21 protein-coding genes are annotated in these 21321 nt (G+C 60.9%); 15 read left to right on the forward strand and 6 right to left on the reverse strand.

All coding sequences use genetic code 11. From position 1 onward, the window contains the following. Positions 1 to 180 precede the first annotated feature (180 nt). The 10 genes from putP to rpoS all read left to right on the forward strand — a co-directional run bounded on the left by putP (position 181) and on the right by rpoS (position 8542). Positions 181 to 1698, forward strand: coding sequence for a sodium/proline symporter PutP (gene putP / locus AAHA41_RS21410; protein ID WP_185228335.1), 1518 nt, complete (start codon positions 181 to 183; stop codon positions 1696 to 1698). 207 nt (positions 1699 to 1905) lie between these two features. Further along, entirely contained in the window at positions 1906 to 2223 is a 318-nt protein-coding gene (ftsB, locus tag AAHA41_RS21415; protein ID WP_041210187.1) for a cell division protein FtsB, read from the forward strand. Beyond that, entirely contained in the window at positions 2216 to 2908 is a 693-nt protein-coding gene (gene ispD / locus AAHA41_RS21420; RefSeq protein WP_323070732.1) for a 2-C-methyl-D-erythritol 4-phosphate cytidylyltransferase, read from the forward strand. Before ftsB ends, ispD begins: the two co-directional genes overlap by 8 nt. A 54-nt stretch (positions 2909 to 2962) precedes the next feature. Next, a complete protein-coding gene (gene ispF, locus AAHA41_RS21425) occupies positions 2963 to 3439 on the forward strand; it encodes a 2-C-methyl-D-erythritol 2,4-cyclodiphosphate synthase (protein ID WP_041210185.1) in 477 nt (158 codons plus the stop codon). Further along, positions 3439 to 4497 (forward strand): tRNA pseudouridine(13) synthase TruD, encoded by a 1059-nt coding sequence (gene truD / locus AAHA41_RS21430; protein ID WP_203132730.1) that lies wholly within the window; start codon positions 3439 to 3441, stop codon positions 4495 to 4497. Before ispF ends, truD begins: the two co-directional genes overlap by 1 nt. Then, a complete protein-coding gene (gene surE / locus AAHA41_RS21435; RefSeq protein ID WP_041210183.1) occupies positions 4478 to 5224 on the forward strand; it encodes a 5'/3'-nucleotidase SurE in 747 nt (248 codons plus the stop codon). The genes truD and surE overlap by 20 nt, the downstream gene beginning before the upstream one ends. Positions 5225 to 5228: 4 nt before the next feature. Beyond that, on the forward strand, positions 5229 to 5846 hold the full coding sequence (locus AAHA41_RS21440) for a protein-L-isoaspartate(D-aspartate) O-methyltransferase (RefSeq protein WP_033113776.1): 618 nt from the start codon (positions 5229 to 5231) through the stop codon (positions 5844 to 5846). Beyond that, a complete protein-coding gene (locus AAHA41_RS21445) occupies positions 5843 to 6424 on the forward strand; it encodes a YqaA family protein (RefSeq protein WP_033113777.1) in 582 nt (193 codons plus the stop codon). The genes AAHA41_RS21440 and AAHA41_RS21445 overlap by 4 nt, the downstream gene beginning before the upstream one ends. Positions 6425 to 6433: 9 nt before the next feature. Next, positions 6434 to 7510 carry a LysM peptidoglycan-binding domain-containing protein gene (locus tag AAHA41_RS21450; protein WP_043849958.1) on the forward strand — a complete coding sequence of 359 codons (1077 nt, stop codon included), beginning with the start codon at positions 6434 to 6436 and terminating at the stop codon, positions 7508 to 7510. 45 nt (positions 7511 to 7555) lie between these two features. After that, positions 7556 to 8542 (forward strand): RNA polymerase sigma factor RpoS, encoded by a 987-nt coding sequence (rpoS, locus tag AAHA41_RS21455; RefSeq protein WP_041210181.1) that lies wholly within the window; start codon positions 7556 to 7558, stop codon positions 8540 to 8542. A gap of 96 nt (positions 8543 to 8638) precedes the next feature. Here rpoS and AAHA41_RS21460 read toward each other — a convergent pair whose 3' ends face one another. After that, positions 8639 to 9676, reverse strand: a complete 1038-nt coding sequence (locus tag AAHA41_RS21460; RefSeq protein WP_323070733.1) for an alkene reductase — start codon at positions 9674 to 9676, stop codon at positions 8639 to 8641. Between the two features lie 199 nt (positions 9677 to 9875). On the opposite strand from AAHA41_RS21460, the gene AAHA41_RS21465 reads away from it, so the two are divergent. Beyond that, entirely contained in the window at positions 9876 to 10442 is a 567-nt protein-coding gene (locus AAHA41_RS21465; RefSeq protein WP_041210179.1) for a TetR/AcrR family transcriptional regulator, read from the forward strand. 129 nt (positions 10443 to 10571) lie between these two features. Here AAHA41_RS21465 and AAHA41_RS21470 read toward each other — a convergent pair whose 3' ends face one another. After that, entirely contained in the window at positions 10572 to 10907 is a 336-nt protein-coding gene (locus tag AAHA41_RS21470) for an endonuclease domain-containing protein (protein ID WP_323070734.1), read from the reverse strand. Positions 10908 to 11589: 682 nt separating this feature from the next. Further along, positions 11590 to 12543: a LysR family transcriptional regulator gene (locus AAHA41_RS21475; RefSeq protein WP_058059628.1), complete on the reverse strand. Its 954-nt coding sequence runs from the start codon at positions 12541 to 12543 to the stop codon at positions 11590 to 11592. 155 nt (positions 12544 to 12698) lie between these two features. Between AAHA41_RS21475 and aguA the strand changes: the two genes are divergently transcribed. After that, positions 12699 to 13796 (forward strand): agmatine deiminase, encoded by a 1098-nt coding sequence (gene aguA, locus AAHA41_RS21480; protein WP_124241734.1) that lies wholly within the window; start codon positions 12699 to 12701, stop codon positions 13794 to 13796. 267 nt (positions 13797 to 14063) lie between these two features. Beyond that, positions 14064 to 15767 carry an amidase gene (locus AAHA41_RS21485; RefSeq protein WP_323070735.1) on the forward strand — a complete coding sequence of 568 codons (1704 nt, stop codon included), beginning with the start codon at positions 14064 to 14066 and terminating at the stop codon, positions 15765 to 15767. Between the two features lie 98 nt (positions 15768 to 15865). Here AAHA41_RS21485 and AAHA41_RS21490 read toward each other — a convergent pair whose 3' ends face one another. Further along, positions 15866 to 16894, reverse strand: a complete 1029-nt coding sequence (locus tag AAHA41_RS21490) for a hypothetical protein (protein ID WP_216951999.1) — start codon at positions 16892 to 16894, stop codon at positions 15866 to 15868. Between the two features lie 343 nt (positions 16895 to 17237). Between AAHA41_RS21490 and AAHA41_RS21495 the strand changes: the two genes are divergently transcribed. After that, positions 17238 to 18002: a CphA family subclass B2 metallo-beta-lactamase gene (locus tag AAHA41_RS21495; protein ID WP_139396099.1), complete on the forward strand. Its 765-nt coding sequence runs from the start codon at positions 17238 to 17240 to the stop codon at positions 18000 to 18002. Between the two features lie 105 nt (positions 18003 to 18107). Here the strand turns inward: AAHA41_RS21495 and AAHA41_RS21500 are convergent, their stop codons facing one another. Then, positions 18108 to 19532: a DASS family sodium-coupled anion symporter gene (locus tag AAHA41_RS21500; RefSeq protein WP_071912905.1), complete on the reverse strand. Its 1425-nt coding sequence runs from the start codon at positions 19530 to 19532 to the stop codon at positions 18108 to 18110. A gap of 75 nt (positions 19533 to 19607) precedes the next feature. Between AAHA41_RS21500 and AAHA41_RS21505 the strand changes: the two genes are divergently transcribed. Beyond that, positions 19608 to 19916, forward strand: coding sequence for a hypothetical protein (locus AAHA41_RS21505; protein WP_323070736.1), 309 nt, complete (start codon positions 19608 to 19610; stop codon positions 19914 to 19916). Positions 19917 to 19994: 78 nt separating this feature from the next. Here AAHA41_RS21505 and AAHA41_RS21510 read toward each other — a convergent pair whose 3' ends face one another. Then, positions 19995 to 21242 carry a DEAD/DEAH box helicase gene (locus tag AAHA41_RS21510; protein WP_323070737.1) on the reverse strand — a complete coding sequence of 416 codons (1248 nt, stop codon included), beginning with the start codon at positions 21240 to 21242 and terminating at the stop codon, positions 19995 to 19997. Positions 21243 to 21321: the final 79 nt, after the last annotated feature.

Here is a 21321-nt window from a genome sequence, read left to right on the forward strand (position 1 = left end):
ATGAAATTCGGTTCTATCTCCTTGATGTAGAGATGATTTGCTGCGCAAAGGCTTTTATTGTGTTTTCTGTTTGTTAACAAAGGGGTTGAGCCGATAGGGACGGGTGATTAAGCTAGGCCGGTTTTTAGGGATGAGCCCGTCATCAGAGCGGGTAAAAGATGAAATAAAACGGAGTTTTGCATGACAGCCAGCACACCCATGTTAATCACCTTTCTGGTGTACATCCTCGGGATGGTACTGATCGGCTTTGTTGCCTATCGCGCCACCCGCAACTTTGACGACTACATCCTTGGCGGCCGCCGGATGGGGAGCTGGGTCACCGCCCTCTCCGCCGGCGCCTCCGACATGAGTGGATGGTTGCTGATGGGCTTGCCCGGCGCCATCTTCATCAGCGGCATCTCCGAGAGCTGGATCGCCATCGGTCTGGTCATCGGTGCCTACCTCAACTGGCGCTGGGTGGCGGGCCGCCTGCGGGTTCATACCGAGAAGAACCGCAACGCCCTGACCCTGCCGGACTACTTCACCTACCGCTTTGAAGATCACAGCAAGGTGCTGCGCATCCTCTCGGCGCTGGTGATCCTGCTCTTCTTCACCATCTACTGCGCTTCCGGTGTGGTGGCCGGTGCCCGCCTGTTCGAGAGCACCTTCGGCATGGATTACAACACCGCCCTCTGGGTCGGTGCGGCCGCCACCATCACCTACACCTTCTTCGGCGGCTTCCTCGCGGTGAGCTGGACCGATACGGTGCAGGCGACCCTGATGATCTTCGCCCTGATCCTCACCCCGGTCTTTGTCATCATCGCCGTGGGCGGGGTGGACAGCGCCATGATCGAGGTGGCCGCCAAGAGCGCCAGCAACCTCGACATGTTCAAGAATCTGGATGTAATCGCCATCATCTCCCTGATGGCGTGGGGGCTCGGCTACTTCGGTCAGCCGCATATTCTGGCCCGCTTCATGGCAGCGGATTCCCACCACTCCATGGCCAATGCCCGTCGCATCAGCATGACCTGGATGATCTTCTGCCTGGGCGGCGCGGTGGCCATTGGTTTCTTCGGTCTGGCCTACTTCGCCCGCTTCCCGGAAGTGGCGGGCGGTGTCACCGGCAACCCGGAGCGGGTCTTTATCGAGCTCTCCAAGATCCTGTTCAACCCCTGGATCGCCGGTGTGCTGCTCTCGGCCATTCTGGCTGCGGTGATGAGTACCCTGAGTTGCCAGCTGCTGGTCTGCTCCAGCGCCATCACCGAGGATCTCTACAAGCCGTTCCTGCGCAAGAACGCCTCCCAGCGCGAGCTGGTATGGGTAGGGCGCCTGATGGTGCTGGTCATCGCCCTGATCGCCATCAGCGTTGCCATGAATCCGGAGAACCGGGTGCTTGGGCTGGTGAGTTACGCCTGGGCCGGTTTTGGTGCCGCGTTTGGCCCGGTGGTGCTGCTCTCTGTGCTCTGGCCGCGAATGACCCGCAACGGTGCGCTGGCTGGCATGCTGGTAGGCGCCATCACGGTGATCGTCTGGAAACAGTTCGGCTGGCTGGGGCTGTATGAAATCATCCCGGGCTTCCTGTTTGCCTGTATCGCGATTGTGGCGGGCAGCCTGCTGGGAGAAGCGCCTTCAAAAACCATGCTGGAGCGTTTCCGCGAGGCCGAGGAGGAGTACAACACCCCGGCCGAGCTGGAAGGGGAGCCGGTCGCCGTCAACTGATAGCGGCACCTCTGTTCTGACAATCAACCCCGCCCCGGCGCATCTTGACCACACTGGTCAATCCTTGCGCCGGTTTGGCGGGGTTTTGCGCTATCTGACTCACCTTTGGGCACTTTTTTCTGCTTGCCCGGCCCCTTCGGGGTATTGGCTTTCTTTTGTCTTTGCACCGAATATGGGACACTAGGCCGCTTGAAGGAGACCTAGAGCATGCGCCTATTCACCCTGATCCTGATCCTCCTGCTGGGAGGTCTGCAATATGACTTCTGGCTGGGGAAGAACGGGCTGTCCGACTACCAGAGTCTGTCGGAGGCCATCTCGCAGCAGCAGCGGGACAACCAGAGCCTCAAGGATCGCAACGACCTGATTTATCGCGAGATCGATGATCTCACCTCTGGCCTTGAGGCCATCGAGGAGCTTTCGCGCAACGATCTGGGCTACATCAAGCAGGGCGAGACCTTCTACCGGATCATCCCCAAAGAGAAAGAAAAAGAGAATGTGCCAGCGGATGCCCCTTACGATGACTGATGCGCCCCGCATTCCAGCCCTGACGGCGATCGTGCCGGCCGCTGGCATTGGCAGCCGGATGGGGGCCGAGTGCCCCAAGCAGTATCTGCAACTGGCGGGCAAGACCATTCTCGAGCACACCCTGGAGCGGCTGCTTACACACTCCGCCATCGGGCAGGTGATCGTGGCGCTGGCCCCCCATGACCGCTGGTTTGACACCCTCCCGGTGGCGCAGGATGAGCGGATTCTGCTGGTCGAGGGGGGCGCCGAGCGCGCCTTTTCCGTCCTCAACGCCCTCCATGTGGCGCAAGGGGAGTGGGTGTTGGTGCACGATGCGGCCCGCCCCTGTCTGACCCACGGCGATCTCGATGCCCTGATTGCTGCCGCCATGACGAGCGGTGGCGCCATCCTCGGCAGCCGGGTGCGCGATACCATGAAGCGCTCCGATGCAGCTGGCAATATCATTGCCACCGTTGAGCGCGAACAGCTCTGGCATGCCCTGACGCCGCAGATGTTCCCCACCGGCCCTCTCAAGCGGGCGCTGGAAGAGGGATTGGCGCTCGGTGCCACCATTACCGATGAGGCCTCCGCCATGGAGCGGGCCGGATTTGCGGTGCGGATGGTGGAGGGGCGTGCCGACAACATCAAGGTGACCCGGCCGGAGGATCTCTCTTTGGCGGGACTGTTTTTAAGCCAGCAGGCATAAGCCCACCTATCAGAACAAAGAGGTCTGAACAGACAGGCCAAACAAGGAGCGAGCATGATCCGGATTGGACATGGTTTTGACGTACACAAATTTGGTGGGGTTGGCCCCTGCATGCTGGGCGGGGTGCCGGTTCCCTACGAGCAGGGACTGATCGCCCACTCCGATGGCGACGTGGTGCTGCACGCGGTGAGCGATGCCCTGCTGGGCGCCATCGGTGCCGGTGACATCGGTCGTCACTTCCCCGATACCGCTGCCGAATTCAAGGGCATCGACAGCCGTATCCTGCTGCGGGATGTCTTTGCCCGCGTGCAGCGCGCAGGGTATGCCATCGGCAATCTGGATGTGACCATCATCGCTCAGGCACCCAAGATGGCGCCTCATATCGAGGCCATGTGCGCCGTGCTGGCGGCCGATCTGCAATGTGATTTGAACCGGGTGAACGTCAAGGCGACCACCACCGAACAGCTTGGCTTTACGGGGCGCAAGGAAGGGATCGCCACCGAAGCCGTCGTCTTACTGGTGAAACAATAATGCTGGAACAACTTGCCTACCTGCACGGTGCGCCCACCGCCCGCGGTATCCTCAAGGCCGAGGCCGCCGACTTCGTGGTCAATGAAGATCTCGGGTTTGAACCCTGTGGCGAGGGTGAGCACATTTTCGTCCGGGTGCGTAAAACCGGCGAGAACACCGCCTGGGTGGCTGGCCTGCTGGCCGATGCGGCCGGGGTCAACCGCAATGCGGTGACCTGGGCGGGCTTGAAAGATCGCCACGCAGTGACCGAGCAGTGGTTCGGCATTCACCTGCCGGGCAAGGCCGAGCCGGACCTCTCCGTCATCGAGAGTGACAGCATCCGGATCCTGGAGGTGAAGCGCCACAACAAGAAGCTGCGGGTCGGCTACCTCAAGGGCAACCACTTCACCCTGCGTCTCACCGGTCTGGAGCAGGCCGACGGGCTGGAGTCCCGCCTGCAGGCTATCGCTACCCAAGGCGTGCCCAACTACTACGGCGAGCAGCGTTTCGGCCGTGAAGGCAACAACCTGGAAGCGGCCAAGGCGATGTTTGCCGGCAAGCGGATCAAGGATCGCAACAAGCGCTCTCTTTACCTCTCCGCCGCGCGCAGCATGCTGTTCAATGCCATCGTCAGCGCCCGTATCGAGCAGGGGCTGGCCCATCAGCTGCTGGCCGGTGACTGCGTGATGCTCAAGGGTAGCCACTCCATCTTCAGTGAAGAGAGCGTGACCCCCGAGCTGGAAGCGCGTCTCGCCTCCGGTGACGTGCAGCTCACCGCGCCCCAGTGGGGCCGTGGCCGGCTGGCCAGCCAGGGGGCGGCGGCCGAGTTCGAGCAGGGCGTACTGGCGGCGTACAGCGACTGGTGTGACGGCCTGGAGAAAGCGGGGTTGGATCAGGATCGCCGCCCACTGCTGCTCAAGCCGGAGCAGATGAGCTGGCAACTGGAGGGTGAGGTGCTGACTCTCTCCTTCTTCCTGCCGGCGGGCGCCTTTGCTACCAGCGTGGTGCGCGAGTTAATGCAGGCCGAAGAGGCCGATCACGGTTTCAGGAATCAAACCGATGCGAATTCTGGTCAGTAATGACGATGGTGTGCATGCCGAGGGCATCCGTGCCCTCAGCGAGGCGTTGCGCGCCTGCGGCGAGGTCGTGGTGGTGGCACCGGATCGCAACCGCAGCGGCGCAAGTCACTCCCTGACGCTGGAGGTGCCGCTGCGGGTCACCCGCATCAGCGAAACCGGTTATCATGCGGTAAAGGGGACGCCGACCGACTGCGTCCACCTCGCGGTTAACGAGCTGGTGCGCCCCGAGCCTGACATGGTGGTGGCCGGTATCAACCATGGTGCCAATCTGGGGGATGATGTCATCTACTCCGGCACTGTGGCGGCTGCGACCGAAGGGCGCCACCTTGGCTATCCCTCCCTCGCCATCTCGCTGGTGGGCAAGACCCATTTCGCCACGGCGGCCCACTATGCGGCCCTGCTGGTGAAGGGGTTGATGAAGCACCCCCTGCCAGCGGATCAGATCCTCAATGTGAACGTACCTGACCTGCCGCTTGAGCAGATCCGGGGGATCAGGGTGACCCGCCTTGGCAATCGCCATCGGGCGGAGTCGGTGATCCGCACCGAGGATCCCCGCGGTCAGCCCATCTACTGGATTGGCCCTCCCGGCGACAAGCAGGATGCAGGAGAAGGAACCGACTTTGCTGCCATCGAGCAGGGTTATGTCTCGATAACTCCCCTGACCATTGACATGACTGCCTATGACAGTCTCGCTGGTCTGGGGGCCTGGTTAGATCTGCAGGGATGAGGGTGTGATAGTACAGCGCCTGTTAAATCAGCTCATTGCGCAGGATATTCGCGATTTTCGCGTACTGGCGACCATCGCGAAAGTACCGCGCCAGCTATTCGTGGATGAGGCCATGGCCCACAAGGCGTGGGACAACACCGCCTTGCCCATTGGCCATGGCCAGACCATTTCGCAGCCCTACATGGTGGCGCGAATGACCGAGCTGCTGATGCAAAATGATCCGGCCCACGTGCTGGAGATTGGCACTGGCTCCGGTTACCAGACGGCGATCCTCGCCCATCTGGTGGAGCACGTTTATACCGTGGAGCGGATCAAGTCGCTGCAGTTCCAGGCAAGACGCCGGCTGCGCCAGCTTGATCTGCACAATGTCTCGGCCAAGCACGGTAACGGCTGGCTGGGATGGCCCAACAAGGGGCCTTACGACGCCATTCTGGTGACGGCGGCGGCGAGCGAGATCCCGACGGCGCTCACCGATCAACTGGCCGATGGCGGTCGGCTGGTATTGCCGGTGGGCGACAGCCAGCAGACCCTGCAACTGATTGAACGCTCCGGCTCCCAGCTGACCAGCCGAATTCTGGAACCGGTGCGTTTTGTTCCCCTGATCGACGGAGATGTTGAGTGAAGTTGTTTTCCCGTTTGTATGTACTGGTAATGCAGTGGGCGCGCCACAAATACGCCCCCTGGTATCTCTCCATCACCGCCTTTATCGAATCGGTCTTCTGGCCCATCCCGGTTGACGTGATGCTGGCACCGATGGCGCTCGGCAAGCCCCACAAGGCGTGGCACTACGCCACGCTGGCCACCGTTTTCTCGGTGCTGGGTGCGCTGTTTGGCTATGCCCTTGGCTATGCGCTGTGGGATCCGGTGGTGCAGCCGCTGGTGGCTTCCGTCGGTTATGAGGGCAAGATCGCCATCGCCCGTCACTGGTTCGAGCAGTGGGGCATCTGGGTCATCTTTATCGCCAGCTTCACCCCGATCCCCTACAAGGTCTTTACTGTGACGGCTGGGCTGTTGCAAATGGCTCTGTTGCCCTTCATCATCACCTCCCTCATCGGCCGCGGTTTGCGCTTTTTCCTGGTGGCAGGTTTGATGCGCTGGGGTGGCGAGAAGATGGAACGCAAACTGATGCACTACGTAGACGTGCTCGGTTGGCTCTGTATTGGTCTGGCTGTCGTGGCCTATTTCTGGTTTAGTCGTTAAGGATCCGCTATGCGTTCGCGTATTTGGCAGGGAAGCAGTGTCGTCGTTCTTTCATGGCTGCTGCTTGCCTGTTCCTCCAGTAAAAATGCCGCTCCGGTTGAGGGGCTGGGTGATGGTCCCTTCGTCTCGACCATCCCGACCCGTCAGGCCGGCGCTCAGGTCAGTGCCCCCATTCAGGGCAACAGCTATGTGGTGAAGCGGGGCGATACCCTCTATTCCATCGCCTTCAACTCCGGTAACGACGTGCCGTCGCTGGCCAGCCTCAACAACATCAGCCCGCCCTACAACATCTATCCGGGGCAGCGCTTGCGACTCGATGGCTCCAGCGCCAGCGTGAGCAGCAGCCGCAGTTCCGGCACCTATGAGGTGCGTCGCGGCGATACCCTGAGCAGCATCGGCCGCCAGTTCGGCATGACGCCGCAGGCGCTGGCCCAGAGCAACAACCTGAGTGCCCCCTACGCCCTGCAGCCGGGTCAGGTACTCAACGTTCAGTCTGCCGGTGGCAGCAGCACCCAGATGGTAGCCGCAACCCGCCCGGTGACGCCGGTTCCGGTGCAGACCACCACGACCCGACCGAGCAGTGGCCCGCGTCCATTGGCAGAACCAAGCGGATCTGGTCAGACCACGCCATTCATCTCGCAGAAATCCGTTGCTGCGGAGGCACCGAAGGAATACGCTCAGGTCAAAGAACAAAAAACAGACAACTCCCAGTCGAGACTCTCCTGGCACTGGCCCGCAAAAGGCCGGATCGTCGAGGGGTTCTCTGTTGCAGAACAGGGTAACAAGGGTATCGACATAGCCGGCCAGAAGGGGCAACCCGTCTACGCCGCCAGCAGCGGTAAGGTCGTATACGCTGGCAGTGCTTTAAGGGGGTACGGCAAGCTGATCATCCTCAAGCATGATGATGACTATCTCTCCGCCTACGCACACAACGACGAGTTGCGGGTGAAGGAAGGGGACAGCGTCAAGGGGGGCTCGGTCATTGCCAACATGGGCAGCACGGACGCGCCGGATGTGCGATTGCATTTCGAGATCCGGTACAGAGGCAAGTCGATCAATCCGATGAGCTATTTGCCAAAGCGTTAACCCCAGAGAGACCGTCTTACTCTGGTAACGTCAGGGAGACACACCATGAGCCAAGAACAACTGGTAATGCAGGATGCAGAGTTAGAGTTTGACGCTGACCCCGAGTCTCACGAAGAGGTAGAAGAGCTGGAGGAGGTGGCCGCCGAGGCGGAAGAGACCATCTCCGATGAGTTGCTGGCACCGGAACTGAACAAGGTGATGGATGCCACCCAGCTCTATCTGGGGGAGATTGGCTTCTCCCCCCTCCTCACTGCCGAAGAAGAAGTCTATTACGCCCGTCGTGCCTTGCGGGGTGACAAAGCAGCCCGCAAGCGCATGATCGAGTCCAACCTGCGACTGGTGGTCAAAATCGCCCGTCGTTACAACAACCGCGGCCTGGTGCTGCTGGATCTCATCGAAGAGGGCAACCTCGGTCTTATCCGCGCGGTCGAGAAGTTCGACCCCGAGCGCGGCTTCCGTTTCTCCACCTATGCCACTTGGTGGATCCGCCAGACCATCGAGCGGGCCATCATGAACCAGACCCGCACCATCCGTCTGCCCATTCATGTGGTCAAGGAGTTAAACGTTTACCTGCGCACCGCGCGTGAACTCTCTCACCGTCTCGATCACGAGCCGACCGCTGAGGATATCGCCCAGGCACTCGATTGCTCGGTAGACAATGTGAACCGTATGCTCAAGCTCAACGAGAAGATCACCTCGGTGGATACCCCCATCGGTGGCGATCGTGACAAGGCGCTGCTGGATGTGCTCTCCGACGAGCGCGGCATGGGGCCGGAGCTGGAGTCACAGGAAGATGATATGCGCAGCAGCATTGTGCACTGGCTCGAGGAGCTCAATCCCAAGCAGCGGGAAGTGCTGGCGCGTCGTTTCGGCTTGCTGGGTTACGAGCCGGCCACCCTTGAGGATGTGGGGGCCGAGATTGGCCTGACCCGCGAGCGGGTACGTCAGATCCAGGTCGAGGGGCTGCGCCGTCTGCGGGAGATCCTGCTGAGCCAGGGGCTCTCCATCGAGGCCCTCTTCCGCACCAATTAAGTCCGCACCAACGCAATACGGCATCAGCCAGATAGCACGAGGGGAGCAACTGCTCCCCTCGTTTTTTATTGCCTGTCGTCTGGCGATAGCGGGCTGTTATACCAGCTCGGCCAGCATGGTATCGGCGTAGGGCACCAGCGCTTCGCCATTTTTCACCTTGGCGAGATAGTCCGGGTTGGCGATAAGCGGACGACCGATGGCCACCAGATCAAAGCGGTTGGCCTCGATGGCTGCTGCGGCGCGCTCGGCGTCGTAGTTGCCAACACCGACCAGATTGCCCTTGTAGTGGGCGCGCAGATAGTCGGAGGCGCGGCCACCCAGATAATCGAAGGTGAGGTTGTCATCGAAGATGCCGAGGTGGATATAGGCCAGCGGGCGATCGTTGAGCTTGCCCAGCAGATAGTCGAACACGGCGCGATCTTCCGGGCTGCCCGCCAGATGGACATAGGCACCCGGGGAGAGGCGAATACCAACCCGATCACCGCCAATGCGGGCGCTGATGGCATCGACCACTTCCAGCGCGAAGCGGCTCATATTTTCCGGGCAGCCACCGTAGTTGTCGCTGCGCAGGTTGGTGGAGTGGTGCAGGAACTGGTCGATCAGGTAGCCGTTGGCACCGTGGATCTCTACCCCGTCAAAGCCCGCCTCGATGGCGTTGGCTCCGGCAGTCGCGTAATCCTGCACCAGCTGGGCGATTTCGGCTTCGGTCAGGGCGCGTGGCACCTGATAGGTCAGCTCACGCATGCGCGGCACTGTGCCCTCATGCGCCACGGCAGAGGGAGCCAGCACTTCAGCCTGATGGAAGAAGGGGTGGGAGAGGCGACCGACGTGCCACAGCTGGGCGAAGATCTTGCCGCCCTTGGCGTGCACGGCGCTGGTCACTTTCTTCCAGCCATCGATCTGAGCCTGGGTGAAGAGGCCCGGGGTATTGGGATAGCCCTGCGCATCGGGGCGGATGATGACGGCTTCGGAGACAATCAGGCCGATGTCGGCACGGCGAGCATAATAGGCAGCCATCTGCTCGGTCGGCACCAGACCGGGGCCTGCCATGCAGCGGGTGAGCGGGGCCATCATGAAGCGGTTGGCCAGGGTCAGAGTCTCATTAAGGCGATACGGCTGAAACAGGGTATTCATGATAGTGTGTCCTGAACGGGTTATTCTTGAACGTGCATTCAAGACGTTTTTTTGTTCCGATGCAAGTCTTTTTTGAATGAGCGTTCAAGATGGTTGGCCCCGACCTGCGAGTGGGGTACACTTGCCGACCTTTTCCAGCGCGCGTTGCCAGCGGCTCTTTTTGTGCAGTGGCAACGAACCATTTCCGACGGGAGGAGCCATGCGCATTGCCGAGTTTGATCGTGACGAGGTGCTACGAAATGCCATGGAGGCGTTTCGCGCCAAGGGGTACGCCAAGACCACCATGCAGGAGCTGGTGGCTGCCACCGGCCTGCACCCGGGCAGCATCTACGGCGCCTTTGGCAACAAGCGCGGCCTGCTGCTGGCGGCTGTCGATCACTACGTGGAGAGCAAGCGAGCCCTGCGCCGCTCCCTGCTCGACAATCCGAGCCCGCTGGCCGGTCTTGCTGCCTATCTCGATCAGGTGGTGACCGAGGCGCTCTGCGGCACCTGTCTGGTGACCCGCACCATGATGGAGCTGAGCGAGCAGGACGAAGAGTTGACCCAGCGGGTCAAGGGGATCTACGGCGAGCTGGAGCAGGAGCTGGCGGATCTGCTGGCGCAGGCGCAGCAGTGCGGTGAGCTGGCGCCGGATCGGGATATCCGCACTCTCACCGCCCTGCTGCTGATCAACCTGCAGGGTCTTATTACCTTCGCCCAGTGCCGCCCCGATCGCCCGCTGCTCGACGACGTGGTCGCCCAGCTGATGCGGGCCCTGCGGGCGTAATGCGCGCCCGGAAACAACCATGGCTCCTGCGGGAGCCATGGTTGTTTCCGGGGATGCCACACGCGCCGGGTTGTTTGCTCCCTTCTCCCCTTGCGGGAGAAGGGTTGGGGATGAGGAGGAGGGCTCTGCTCAGCGCAATGAGAGCCAAATATGGGCCAGTACGACCTCCATCCGACTCAGCACATCGTTATTCCACACTCGTATCACCCGAAATCCCTGCTGATTGAGATAGGCTGTCCGAGCCTCGTCATGCATCTGGTTCGCTTGTGTTCCATGTTGCGAACCATCCACTTCGATAACCAATCCCTGTTCAAGACAGATAAAATCCACCACATAGGGGCCGATGGGCATTTGGCGGCGAAATTTCAGCCCCGCCAGACGGCGATTGCGCAGCTGTTGCCACAGTTTCTGCTCTGCCTGCGTGGCATCCCGTCTCAGTCGCTTGGCAAAGTGGTTACTCTCCATAAATTGCCCCTGCTCCGTATCGCCCTATAGATATAGCCAGCTTCCCATCTGTTTACCGGTTGGGTATTGCGTCCCCTCACCCTAGCCCTCTCCCGGAAGGAGAGGGAACAGATCGAGTTGTGGTTGGGATTGGGCTGATCATCACTGTGTTCATTGTTGGATTCGAGCAGGGGAAGCTGGATTGGGTAATACGAAGATGACGGTAACTTTTTGAATGTATGTGAAATCGCCTGACTGACTAACTGGTTGTCCGCGGTGCTGCAAGTTGTAGCGTAACGGCTCCCTTCTCCCCTTACGGGAAAAGGGTTGGGGATGAGGGGAAAGAAGCCCCCTCACCCTAACCCTCTCCCAATGGGAGAGGGAACAGCTCGAGGATCTATCGGGATTGGGTAATACGAAGATGACGGTAACTTTTTGAATGTATTGGGAATCGCCTAGCTGACTACGATGCTGCAAGTTGTAGCGTAACGGCTCCCTTCTCCCCTTGCGGGAGAAGGGCTGGGGATGAGGGGGAGGGAGCAGGAGCAGCCCTCACCCTAACCCTCTCCCAAAGGGAGAGGGAACTGATTGAGGTTCTGTGCGGGCATCGTGGTCGGTCAACAAGCTCCTTCATCAAATCCTTGAGCCACACCAGCGCCGGTTGTTGCGTATGCGCCTATGGGGTATGCCAGACGCCTCGGTCTTACCTCGGCCCCACCAGCTCCTTCATCAAATCTTTCAGCCACACCAGAGCAGGTTGCTGGGCGTGCACGGGGTGCCAGACGCAGTTGAGGTGATAGTCGGGCACGTCTTCGGGCAGCGGCAGGCTTTTCAGCGGCCAGTGGGTGGCGAGCAGCTCGGCTACCATGCTGGGCAGCACCAGCAGGTGATCGCTCTGGCTGACGATGGCGGCGGCGGACATATAGCTCTGGCTGTTGACCGAGATGGTGCGGCTAAAGCCCTGACTCTTCAGATAGCGGTCGAGGCTCGCCTCCGAGGTGCCCAGCGGCGAGTGGAACACGTGGGGCATGGCGATAAGCTGCTGCAGGGTGATGCGCTCCATCCACTGGGAGGGGTCATCCTCGGCGCCGGCGGGGGCCGATTTGGCAATCGGCAGATCGGCGCGCACCAGTCCGGCCAGCGGTTCGGTGAGCCAGGTCTCCTTGCCCAGATACCCCGGCACCTGCATGTACTCGTCAAAGCCCAGCACCAGATCGATCTCGCCGCTTGCCAGCTCGGCTTCGGGCAGGGTGTCGCGCAGGATGCGGATCTCGATGGTGACCCCCGGCGCCAGCCGTCTGAGCCGCTGAATAAGCGGCGGGATCAGCACGCACTCCACGTAATCTGTGGTGCAGAGCACGAAGCGCCGCTTCGACTGGCTCGGCTCGAACTCTTCTTCCTCGGTGAGCTGCTGCTCCAGCAGCCGCAGCGCCTGCTGCACCCCGAGATGCAGCCGCTGGGCGCGCGGGGTCGGCAGCATCCCCTGCGGGGTGCGCACCAGCAGCGGGTCGCCGAGAAAGGTGCGCAGCCGGTTAAGGGAGTGGCTCATGGCGGGCTGGCTGATAAAGAGCGCCTCGGCGGCGCGGGTGACGCTGCCCTGCGTCATCAGTGCGTCAAACGCGAGCAGCAGATTGAGGTCGAGCTGGTGCAGTTTCATGGGGGGATTATTCGCCGTGTTTATGGGACAATCCATCCTATTCATTTGATGGATGGGGGCGCAACGTCTTAATCTGCGACCCACTCTTATTTTTCCGGGTTCCCGCGCCGCATCGGGCGTAAACGGGGGCCTCAATCCATGCAAGGAGCCTTGCGATGAGCATCAAGACCATTAACTCCACGCCGGCCGCCGACGGCTTCACCATGCCCGCCGAGTGGGCGCACCAGCAGGCAGTCTGGATGATCTGGCCGTTTCGCCCGGACAACTGGCGCGTAGCCGGTCGCTTCGCGCAAGAGACCTTCGCCAAGGTGGCCGATGCCATCGGTGGCGCGACTCCGGTCTTTATGGGGGTTCCGGCCCAGTTTATGGAGCAGGCCCGCGCCATCATGCCCGCCCACGTCACTCTGGTCGAAATGGACAGCGATGATTGCTGGGCCCGCGATACCGGCCCGACCATCGTCACCAACGCTGCCGGCGAGTGCCGTGGCGTGGATTGGGGTTTCAACGCCTGGGGCGGCCACAAGGGCGGTCTCTACTACCCGTGGAATCAGGATGAGGAAGTGGCAGCCCAGATGCTGACCCAACACGAGATGGCTCGCTACGATGCGCCGCTGATTCTGGAAGGGGGCTCCATCCACGTCGATGGCGAAGGCACCTGCCTGACCACCGCCGAGTGCCTGCTCAACGAAAACCGCAACCCGCACCTGACCAAAGAGCAGATCGAAGCCTACCTGCGCGACTATCTGGGCGTTACCAGCTTTATCTGGCTGGACGAAGGCGTCTACATGGACGAAACCGACGGCCACATCGACAACATGTGCTGCTTCGTGCGTCCGGGTGAAGTGGCCCTGCACTGGACTGACGACCAGAACGATCCCCAGTACGCCCGCTCCGTAGCCGCCCTCAAGGTGCTGGAAGCGGCGGTCGATGCCAAGGGTCGCAAGCTGAAAGTGTGGAAGCTGCCCCAGCCGGGCCCGCTGTTCTGCACCGAAGAGGAGTCTGCCGGTGTCGAGAGCGGTACCGGCGTGCCGCGCGAGGCAGAAGGCCGTCTGGCCGGTTCCTATGTGAACTTCCTCATCACCAACGATCGCATCGTCTATCCGCTGCTGGATGCCGCCACCGATGGCGAAGCCCAGCGCATTCTGGAAGAGATCTTCCCGGATCACACCGTGGTCGGCGTGCCGGCCCGCGAGATCCTGCTGGGCGGTGGCAATATTCACTGCATTACCCAGCAGATCCCCTCCGGCAAATAAGAACCGGATGACGATCCTGCTGCGAAGCCGTGATCAAGGCTCATGTGCTGCTCGGAAGCCTCACGTATGTTTATACGCTCCGGTTCCTGTGCTGCTCTTCACCTTGCTGACGACCTCTCGCGACGGGTCGTAAACCGGTTTACGCCAGCTGAGGTTGGTATTCAAAACCCCACTCCGTGGGGTTTTCTCTCTTGATGGTGTGATGGTCGCAGGCGCTGATGCGGCGATCATCATGACAAACAGTCACCCTTTTACAGGAGATCCTACATGATCGAAGTGACCGAGGTTTCCATTGCCGAGCTGCGTGCAGCGCTCGAATCAGGCCGCACCACAGCGGTCGAACTGGTCAAGGCCTATCTGGCCCGGATCGAGGCCTACAACGGCCCCGAGACTGCCACCAAACTCAACGCCGTGGTGGTCGCCAATCCCGATGCGCTGAAAGAGGCCGAGGCTTCTGATGCCCGCCGTGCCCGTGGCGAGACCCTGAGCCCGCTCGACGGCATCCCCTACACCGCCAAAGACAGCTATCTGGTCAAGGGGCTGACCGCCGCCTCCGGCAGCCCGGCCTTCAAGGATCTGGTAGCCCAGCGCGATGCCTTTACCGTGGAGCGCCTGCGCGCCGCCGGTGCCATCTGCCTTGGCAAAACCAATATGCCGCCGATGGCCAATGGTGGCATGCAGCGCGGCGTCTATGGCCGTGCCGAGAGCCCCTACAACGCCGACTACCTGACTGCGCCCTTTGCCTCCGGCTCCTCCAACGGTGCCGGTACTGCCACCGCCGCCAGCTTCTCTGCCTTTGGTCTGGCGGAAGAGACCTGGTCGAGCGGCCGTGGCCCGGCCTCCAACAACGGCCTGTGCGCCTACACCCCGTCCCGTGGCGTCATCTCGGTGCGCGGCAACTGGCCGCTGACTCCGACCATGGATGTGGTGGTGCCCTATGCCCGCACCATGGCCGATCTGCTGGAAGTGCTCGACGTTGTAGTGGCCGACGATGCCGATACCCGTGGCGATCTGTGGCGCATGCAGCCCTGGGTACAGCTGCCCAAGGCCTCCGAAGTGCGTCCGGCTTCCTATCTGGATCTGGCAGCCAAGGCCGATGCCCTCAAGGGCAAGCGCCTCGGCGTGCCGCGCATGTTTATCAACAAGGATGAACTGGCCGGCACCAGCGAAAACCCCGGCATCGGCGGCCCGACCGGTCAGCGCATCCATACCCGCGAGACCGTGATCGCCCTCTGGGAAGATGCGCGCAAGGCGCTGGAAGCCGCAGGCGCCGAAGTCATCGAAGTGGACTTCCCGCTGGTCTCCAACTGCGAAGGGGACCGACCCGGCGCGCCGACCGTGTTCAATCGCGGCATCGTGAGCCCGGAGTTTCTCAACGATGAGCTGTGGGAGCTTTCCGGCTGGGCGTTCGACGACTTCCTGCGCGCCAACGGCGATCCCAAGCTCAACAAGCTGGCCGATGTCGATGGGCCGAAGATCTTCCCCCACGATCCGGGCACCCTGCCGAACCGCGAGGGCGATCTGGCGGCGGGCATGGACGAGTACGTCAATATGGCCAAGCGCGGCATCAAGCGCTTTGACGAGATCCCCACAGTGCCGGACGGTCTGCGTGGTCTGGAGAAGACCCGCAAGCTGGACCTGGAGGACTGGATGGACGGGCTTAAGCTCGATGCCGTGCTGTTCCCGACCGTTGCCGACGTCGCCCCGGCTGATGCGGATGTGAATCCGGCCTCCGCCGATATCGCCTGGAGCAACGGCATCTGGGTTGCCAACGGCAACCTCGCCATTCGCCACCTCGGCGTGCCGACCGTCACCGTCCCCATGGGGGTGATGGCCGATATCGGTATGCCGGTGGGGCTGACCTTCGCCGGTCGCGCCTATGACGACAACAACCTGCTGCGCTTCGCCTCGGCCTTCGAGTCTACCGGCAGCAAGCGAATGGTGCCGCCACGGACGCCGCCGTTGGGGTGAAGAAGATCTCCGTTATGAATGCAATAAGGCTCCCGATGGGAGCCTTATATTTATAAGTTCAGAGGTTCAGGCGAGATACAATATTCAGGTGGTTGATTTCAATCTTGTTCAGGAAAGTTTGCCTGCATCACTACGGCACTGCGGATTTCATCCTTTATGGACTTAGCGTTAATTTGCAGGCGAACAGGGCGACGTGACCACTCTCCTCTTTGCAATGCATCCAGATAGCGCCGATCTAATGTTCCATCTTGGACTTTAGCGATGAACTCATCACCAGACTCTTGGCTGCGGACTTTGACTTTGAACTCATCTGGGTTGGAAGAGTCGACATTTAAGATGCGATACATACCATCTAGCCGCACATCTTCGGATTTATTTCTAGCATTCTTTACCAGCTCTGCTGCCGTTTCTCCATCCATCTTCATGCCTTGGATTTCGACTTCATCAGCAGTTGCGCTTCGTTTAAACAACTCAGTTCTGGAGTCATCAGCATAGGCTTTGATAGTGTGCAGCTTTGGTTGTTGTTGGAGAAGCTCAGTCAACATTTCCATGCGCTTAGTCTCTTGGGCATCGTCTCGCGCACGCTCTTCCATTCGGAGCTTTTGTTGCTCAATCAGGAGTTGTTGCTCTTCTTTCTTCGCTTCAATTTGGCGAATCTCAACTCGTTGAGCAAGATAATCCGAGTATGCGGATTTACCTGCCCAAATGGCAGCAACAGCAATAACCATGGTGAGTAATGTTTTAGCATCCATTTTATCAATTAGATCCTTACCCCATTTTTCTAGCAGGCCATCCAGATCCACACTGAATAAGGAGCTACCCGGTTCTACCTTTACAACGATCTGGAGTGCTTCTTTCTCTAGGGCATTTAGTGCCGTTACCTTAGGAGTATTGTAACGTGCGATAGCATAGCTTCTGTATATATTGCGTTGAAGTTCCAAGAAGGCACTCATCAAAGGAGGGGTGATTGTTGACTGAAATCCCTCTCCTTTTAGATGGACTGTTAATCGTGGCCATCCATCAAACCGCAGGTCATAAGCATCAACATCAATTTCGTTTTCCAACAGCTGCCGAAGCAGTTCATAGGCATCATTTTCTGAGCGAATAACAAACGCAGGTGCTTCCATAGGGTATCTTTCGGCCACGAGAAAAGAGCCAAAAGGTTACTATGAATCGTTTTGTGAATAAATTAGGTCTATCACAAATGAGCTCAAAACAGACTCAATTACTCACCGTCTTGTATGTAGGGCTTCGCGCAGCGAAGCCCTACGTTTACAGAGTATTCGGTCGTTCGCGAACAGGAGGTCGTTGCCGATTTTTCCGGACTTTCCCCTGACTTCCCCCAGACTTCACCTTCTCTTCACACAACCTCATTTTCCCCTCACAAATCCCCCGTATCTTCTGCTCACTGCTTAAAAGGCCCGGCTTGCCACAGGGGTGGCGAGGGGGCGGTTGGTTCGAGGGAGCAAGATGATGAAAGGTTGGATGAAGTGCACATTGGCCGGGGCCGTGGTGCTGATGGCGAGTTTCTGGGGTGGCAGCGTGCGGGCGGCGGGGATCTCCCTCAAGCAGGTGAGCGGCCCTGTCTATGTGGTAGAGGACAACTACTACGTCAAAGAGAACTCCATGGTCTATTTCGGGGCCAAGGGGGTGACGGTGGTGGGGGCGACCTGGACGCCGGATACCGCCCGCGAGCTGCACAAGCTGATAAAAAGAGTCAGCAGCAAGCCGGTGCTGGAGGTGATCAACACCAACTACCACACCGATCGGGCGGGCGGTAACGCCTACTGGAAGTCCATCGGGGCCAAGGTGGTGGCGACGCGCCAGACCCGGGATCTGATGAAGAGCGACTGGGCCGAGATTGTCGCCTTTACCCGCAAGGGGCTGCCGGAGTATCCGGATCTGCCGCTGGTGCTGCCCAACGTGGTGCACGATGGTGACTTCACCCTGCAAGAGGGCAAGGTGCGCGCCTTCTATGCGGGCCCGGCCCATACGCCGGACGGCATCTTTGTCTACTTCCCCGACGAGCAGGTGCTCTATGGCAACTGCATCCTCAAGGAGAAGCTGGGCAACCTGAGCTTTGCCAATGTGAAGGAGTATCCGCAGACCATCGAGCGGCTGAAAGCGATGAAGCTGCCGATCAAGACGGTGATCGGCGGGCACGACTCACCGCTGCACGGGCCCGAGCTGATTGATCACTACGAGGCGCTGATCAAGGCGGCGCCCCAGAGCTGACCCGCGCTGTTTTTAACAATGCCGTAGCTTGTGGCAAGCGCAGCGCCGGTATGGAATGCTGCACACCCTCTATGCAAAAGGGCCCGTTACGGGCCCTTTTTGTTATCAGATCAGCCACTGCCACCAGGTGAGACCGATGCTCATCACCACGGCAAAGCCCACGATGGCGATCACCAGACCGATGCGCATCCACTCCGCGCTGGTGTGATAGCCCATCCCCATCAGCAGCGGGATGCGGGCGTGGGAGTAGGTGGCGAGGTTGCAGCCGACGTTGGTGATGGCGGCGATGCTGAAGATGGCGAGCTCGGCAGGTACGCCGACCGCCAGCAGGGCCCCGGCAATCACCGGCGCCAGCGCCACCACCTTGGCGGTGGCCGAGGCAAAGGCGTAGGAGGTAAAGAGGTAGAGTCCCATCACCACCAGCAGCATGGGAATGGTGCCGAGCCCGCCGAGGGTGCTGTGCATAAAACCGGAGAGTTCATCCCCCAGCCAGCCGGTAAAGCCGACCCGTTTCAGGTTGTCGGCCATCCCCATCAGCACGCTGAACCAGATCAGGGTATCGAAGGCGGCGCTGTTGCCCTTCACATCGTTCCAGTTCAGCACGCCGAGCAGCAGCAGGGCGGCCAGACCGAGAAAGGCGACCGTGGTGGCATCCAGCCCCAGATTGCTGCCGCCAACCCAGAGCACCACCAGACCGACAAAGACCCCGAGCAGGCTCTTCTCATGGCGGGAGAGGGGGCCCATTTTGGCCAGCTCCTCGCGGGCGAAGCGGGGGGCATCCGGCGTGTCGCGGGTTTCGGGGCGGATCACCAGATAGAGCACCAGCGGCATGATCAGCAGCAGGCCGATGGCGGGCGGCAGCAGATAGAGCGCCCATTCGCGAAAGCCGACCGTGAGCCCGGCGACGCTGGCGGCAATGCCGACCAGCGCCAGATTGCCGGCAAAGCCGGTGCTGAAGGCGACCGCCGAGGCGTCGTTCATGGCGCTGACGCTGGAGAGCAGGAACTGCCCCAGCTTGCGGTCATCCTTGTTGATGGTCTTGGCCAGCGAGTCGGCAATGGGGGCGACGATGGCGGCGCGAGCCGTGTTGCTCGGGGTGGCGGGGGCCAGAATAAAGTCGGCAACCGCCAGACAGTAGGCGGAGCGCAGGGTGGACTGGCCAAAGCGGCTGAGCAGCAGCAGGGCGATCCGCTTGCCAAGGCCGGTCTTGGCAAAGGCGCTGGCAATCATGAAGGCGATGACGATAAGCCAGATCAGCGGGTGGTTGAAGTCGACCAGCGCCCCTTCGATGGCCGCCTTGGGGGTCGCTTCGCCGCCGGCATGGAGCACGGCGTAGAGCCCGAGGGAGAGGATGGCGATATAGCCGGTTGGCGCTATGTTGGTGACGATGACCAGAATGGTGGCGATAAACAGAATGGCGGTGTGGTAGGCCGCCGGTGCCAGTCCGGCCGGGGCTGGCAGCTGCCAGCAGACGATAGCCAGCAGCACGGTCACGAGTGCGGCGAGCTGGGCGAGAGTGAGTTTTTTCATAAGATTCCTGTCCGGAATGAGTGGGGAGGGAGCGATTGAGGCCGCTTCAGCCCCCCTACTATAAAAGGGGTATTGATGGATGCCAAATCCATCAATTACATCAAATTGAGCTTTAGATTAATTGCAGCTGATTATTTGGGCGTCTTTGGTCTTGTGGAGATGGGGTGGTGCAGGGCAACCGGCGGGTCATTAAAAGTGATAAACAGCAAAACGCCCGGGATCGGGCGTTCTCTTTTTATAGGGCTCGCAGCCCCGCTGTTGCCCCTTTATGGCAGACGGGGCGTGGCGGGGGCCGGTATAAGCTGGAGTCGGGTCATTTCGGGAAAACCCATAAATCCTGCTTATAGTGAGCCGGTTTGCCGCTGCGCCCCTGAACGGCGGTAAAACCGGCCGTGCAGGGGCTTGCTCCGGTTTGCAGGGATGGGTTTGCAAGGATTGGTTGGAAGGGATTGGCGCGGGCCGTTAGCGCCGCCCCTTGCCACCTTTGTTGCCAGCGAGGGCCTGTTTTCTGGCGCGCTGCTTCTGGGCCGCCTTGCTGTTGCGGCGCGGCTCGGGCTCGAAGCGGGTCAGATCCGGCTCAAAGCCGGGGAACCACTGCTGGGGCAAACGGGTGTCGAGCACCGCTTCCACCTTCTCCAGCAGCGGCGCATCTTCCGGGCTGAACAGGGTGATGGCGAGCCCCTTGTTGCCAGCGCGGCCGGTGCGACCGATACGGTGGACGTAATCCTCGGCCACAAACGGGAATTCGAGGTTAATCACGTAGTTGAGATCGCTGATATCGAGGCCGCGGGCCGCCACGTCGGTGGCGACCAGCGCCTGCAGGGTGCCGGCGCGAAACTCCAGCAGCACCTTCTCCCGCGCGCTCTGCGACAGGTCGCCGTGGAAGGCGAGCGCATTGATGCCAGCCTTGCCAAGCTGCTGGGCCAGTTTGTCGGCCCCCTGACGGGTGCGGCTGAAGATGAGGGCCGGTGCCCACCCTTTCACTTTCAGCATGTGTTCGACCAGTGCCAGCTTGCGATCGCTATCCACGGTATAGACCCGCTGCTCCACCTCGGCTGCCGTGGTGTTGCGCGGCGCCACTTCAATCAGTTCGGGGTCGCGTAGCAGCACTTTGCTCAAGGCAAACAGGTTGTCGTCGCAGGTGGCGGAGAAGAGCAGGGTCTGGCGATCCGCCGGGATCTGTTTGAGCAGCGCCTTGATCTCGTCCATAAAGCCCATGTCGAGCATGCGGTCCGCCTCGTCAAACACCAGATGGCGCAGTGCCGCCAGACTCAAGGCCCCCTGCCGCAGATGGTCGAGCAGGCGGCCCGGGGTGGCGATCAGGATATCCACTCCGGCTTGAAGCGCCGCTACCTGCGCCGCGATACTCACCCCGCCGTAGACCTGGGTGCTGGTGAGACCGGTGCCCTGGCCGTAGCGCGCCACGCTCTCGGCGACCTGCACCGCCAGCTCGCGGGTTGGCACCAGCACCAGCGCGCGGATCGGGCGGGGCTCTGCCTGTGGCTGTTGTAGCAGCTGTTCCAGCAGCGGCAGCACAAAGGCGGCGGTCTTGCCGGTGCCGGTCTGGGCGCCCGCCATCAGATCGCGCCCCGCCAGAATGACGGGGATGGCGCTGGCCTGCACCGGGGTCGGCGCGGCATAGCCCAGTTCGGTCAGGGTCTGCTGCAAGCGGGGGGAGAGGGCCAGTTCGGCAAAGGAGGCTGTGGACATAGGGGCACCAGTCGGGGTTATCGCGGCCTGCGGCCACAATGCAGTGAGTGATCGTGGCCGCGATGGTAACAGATAGAGG

It is taken from the genome of Aeromonas sp. SER (assembly GCF_038739615.1).
GTDB classification, from domain to species: domain Bacteria; phylum Pseudomonadota; class Gammaproteobacteria; order Enterobacterales; family Aeromonadaceae; genus Aeromonas; species Aeromonas jandaei.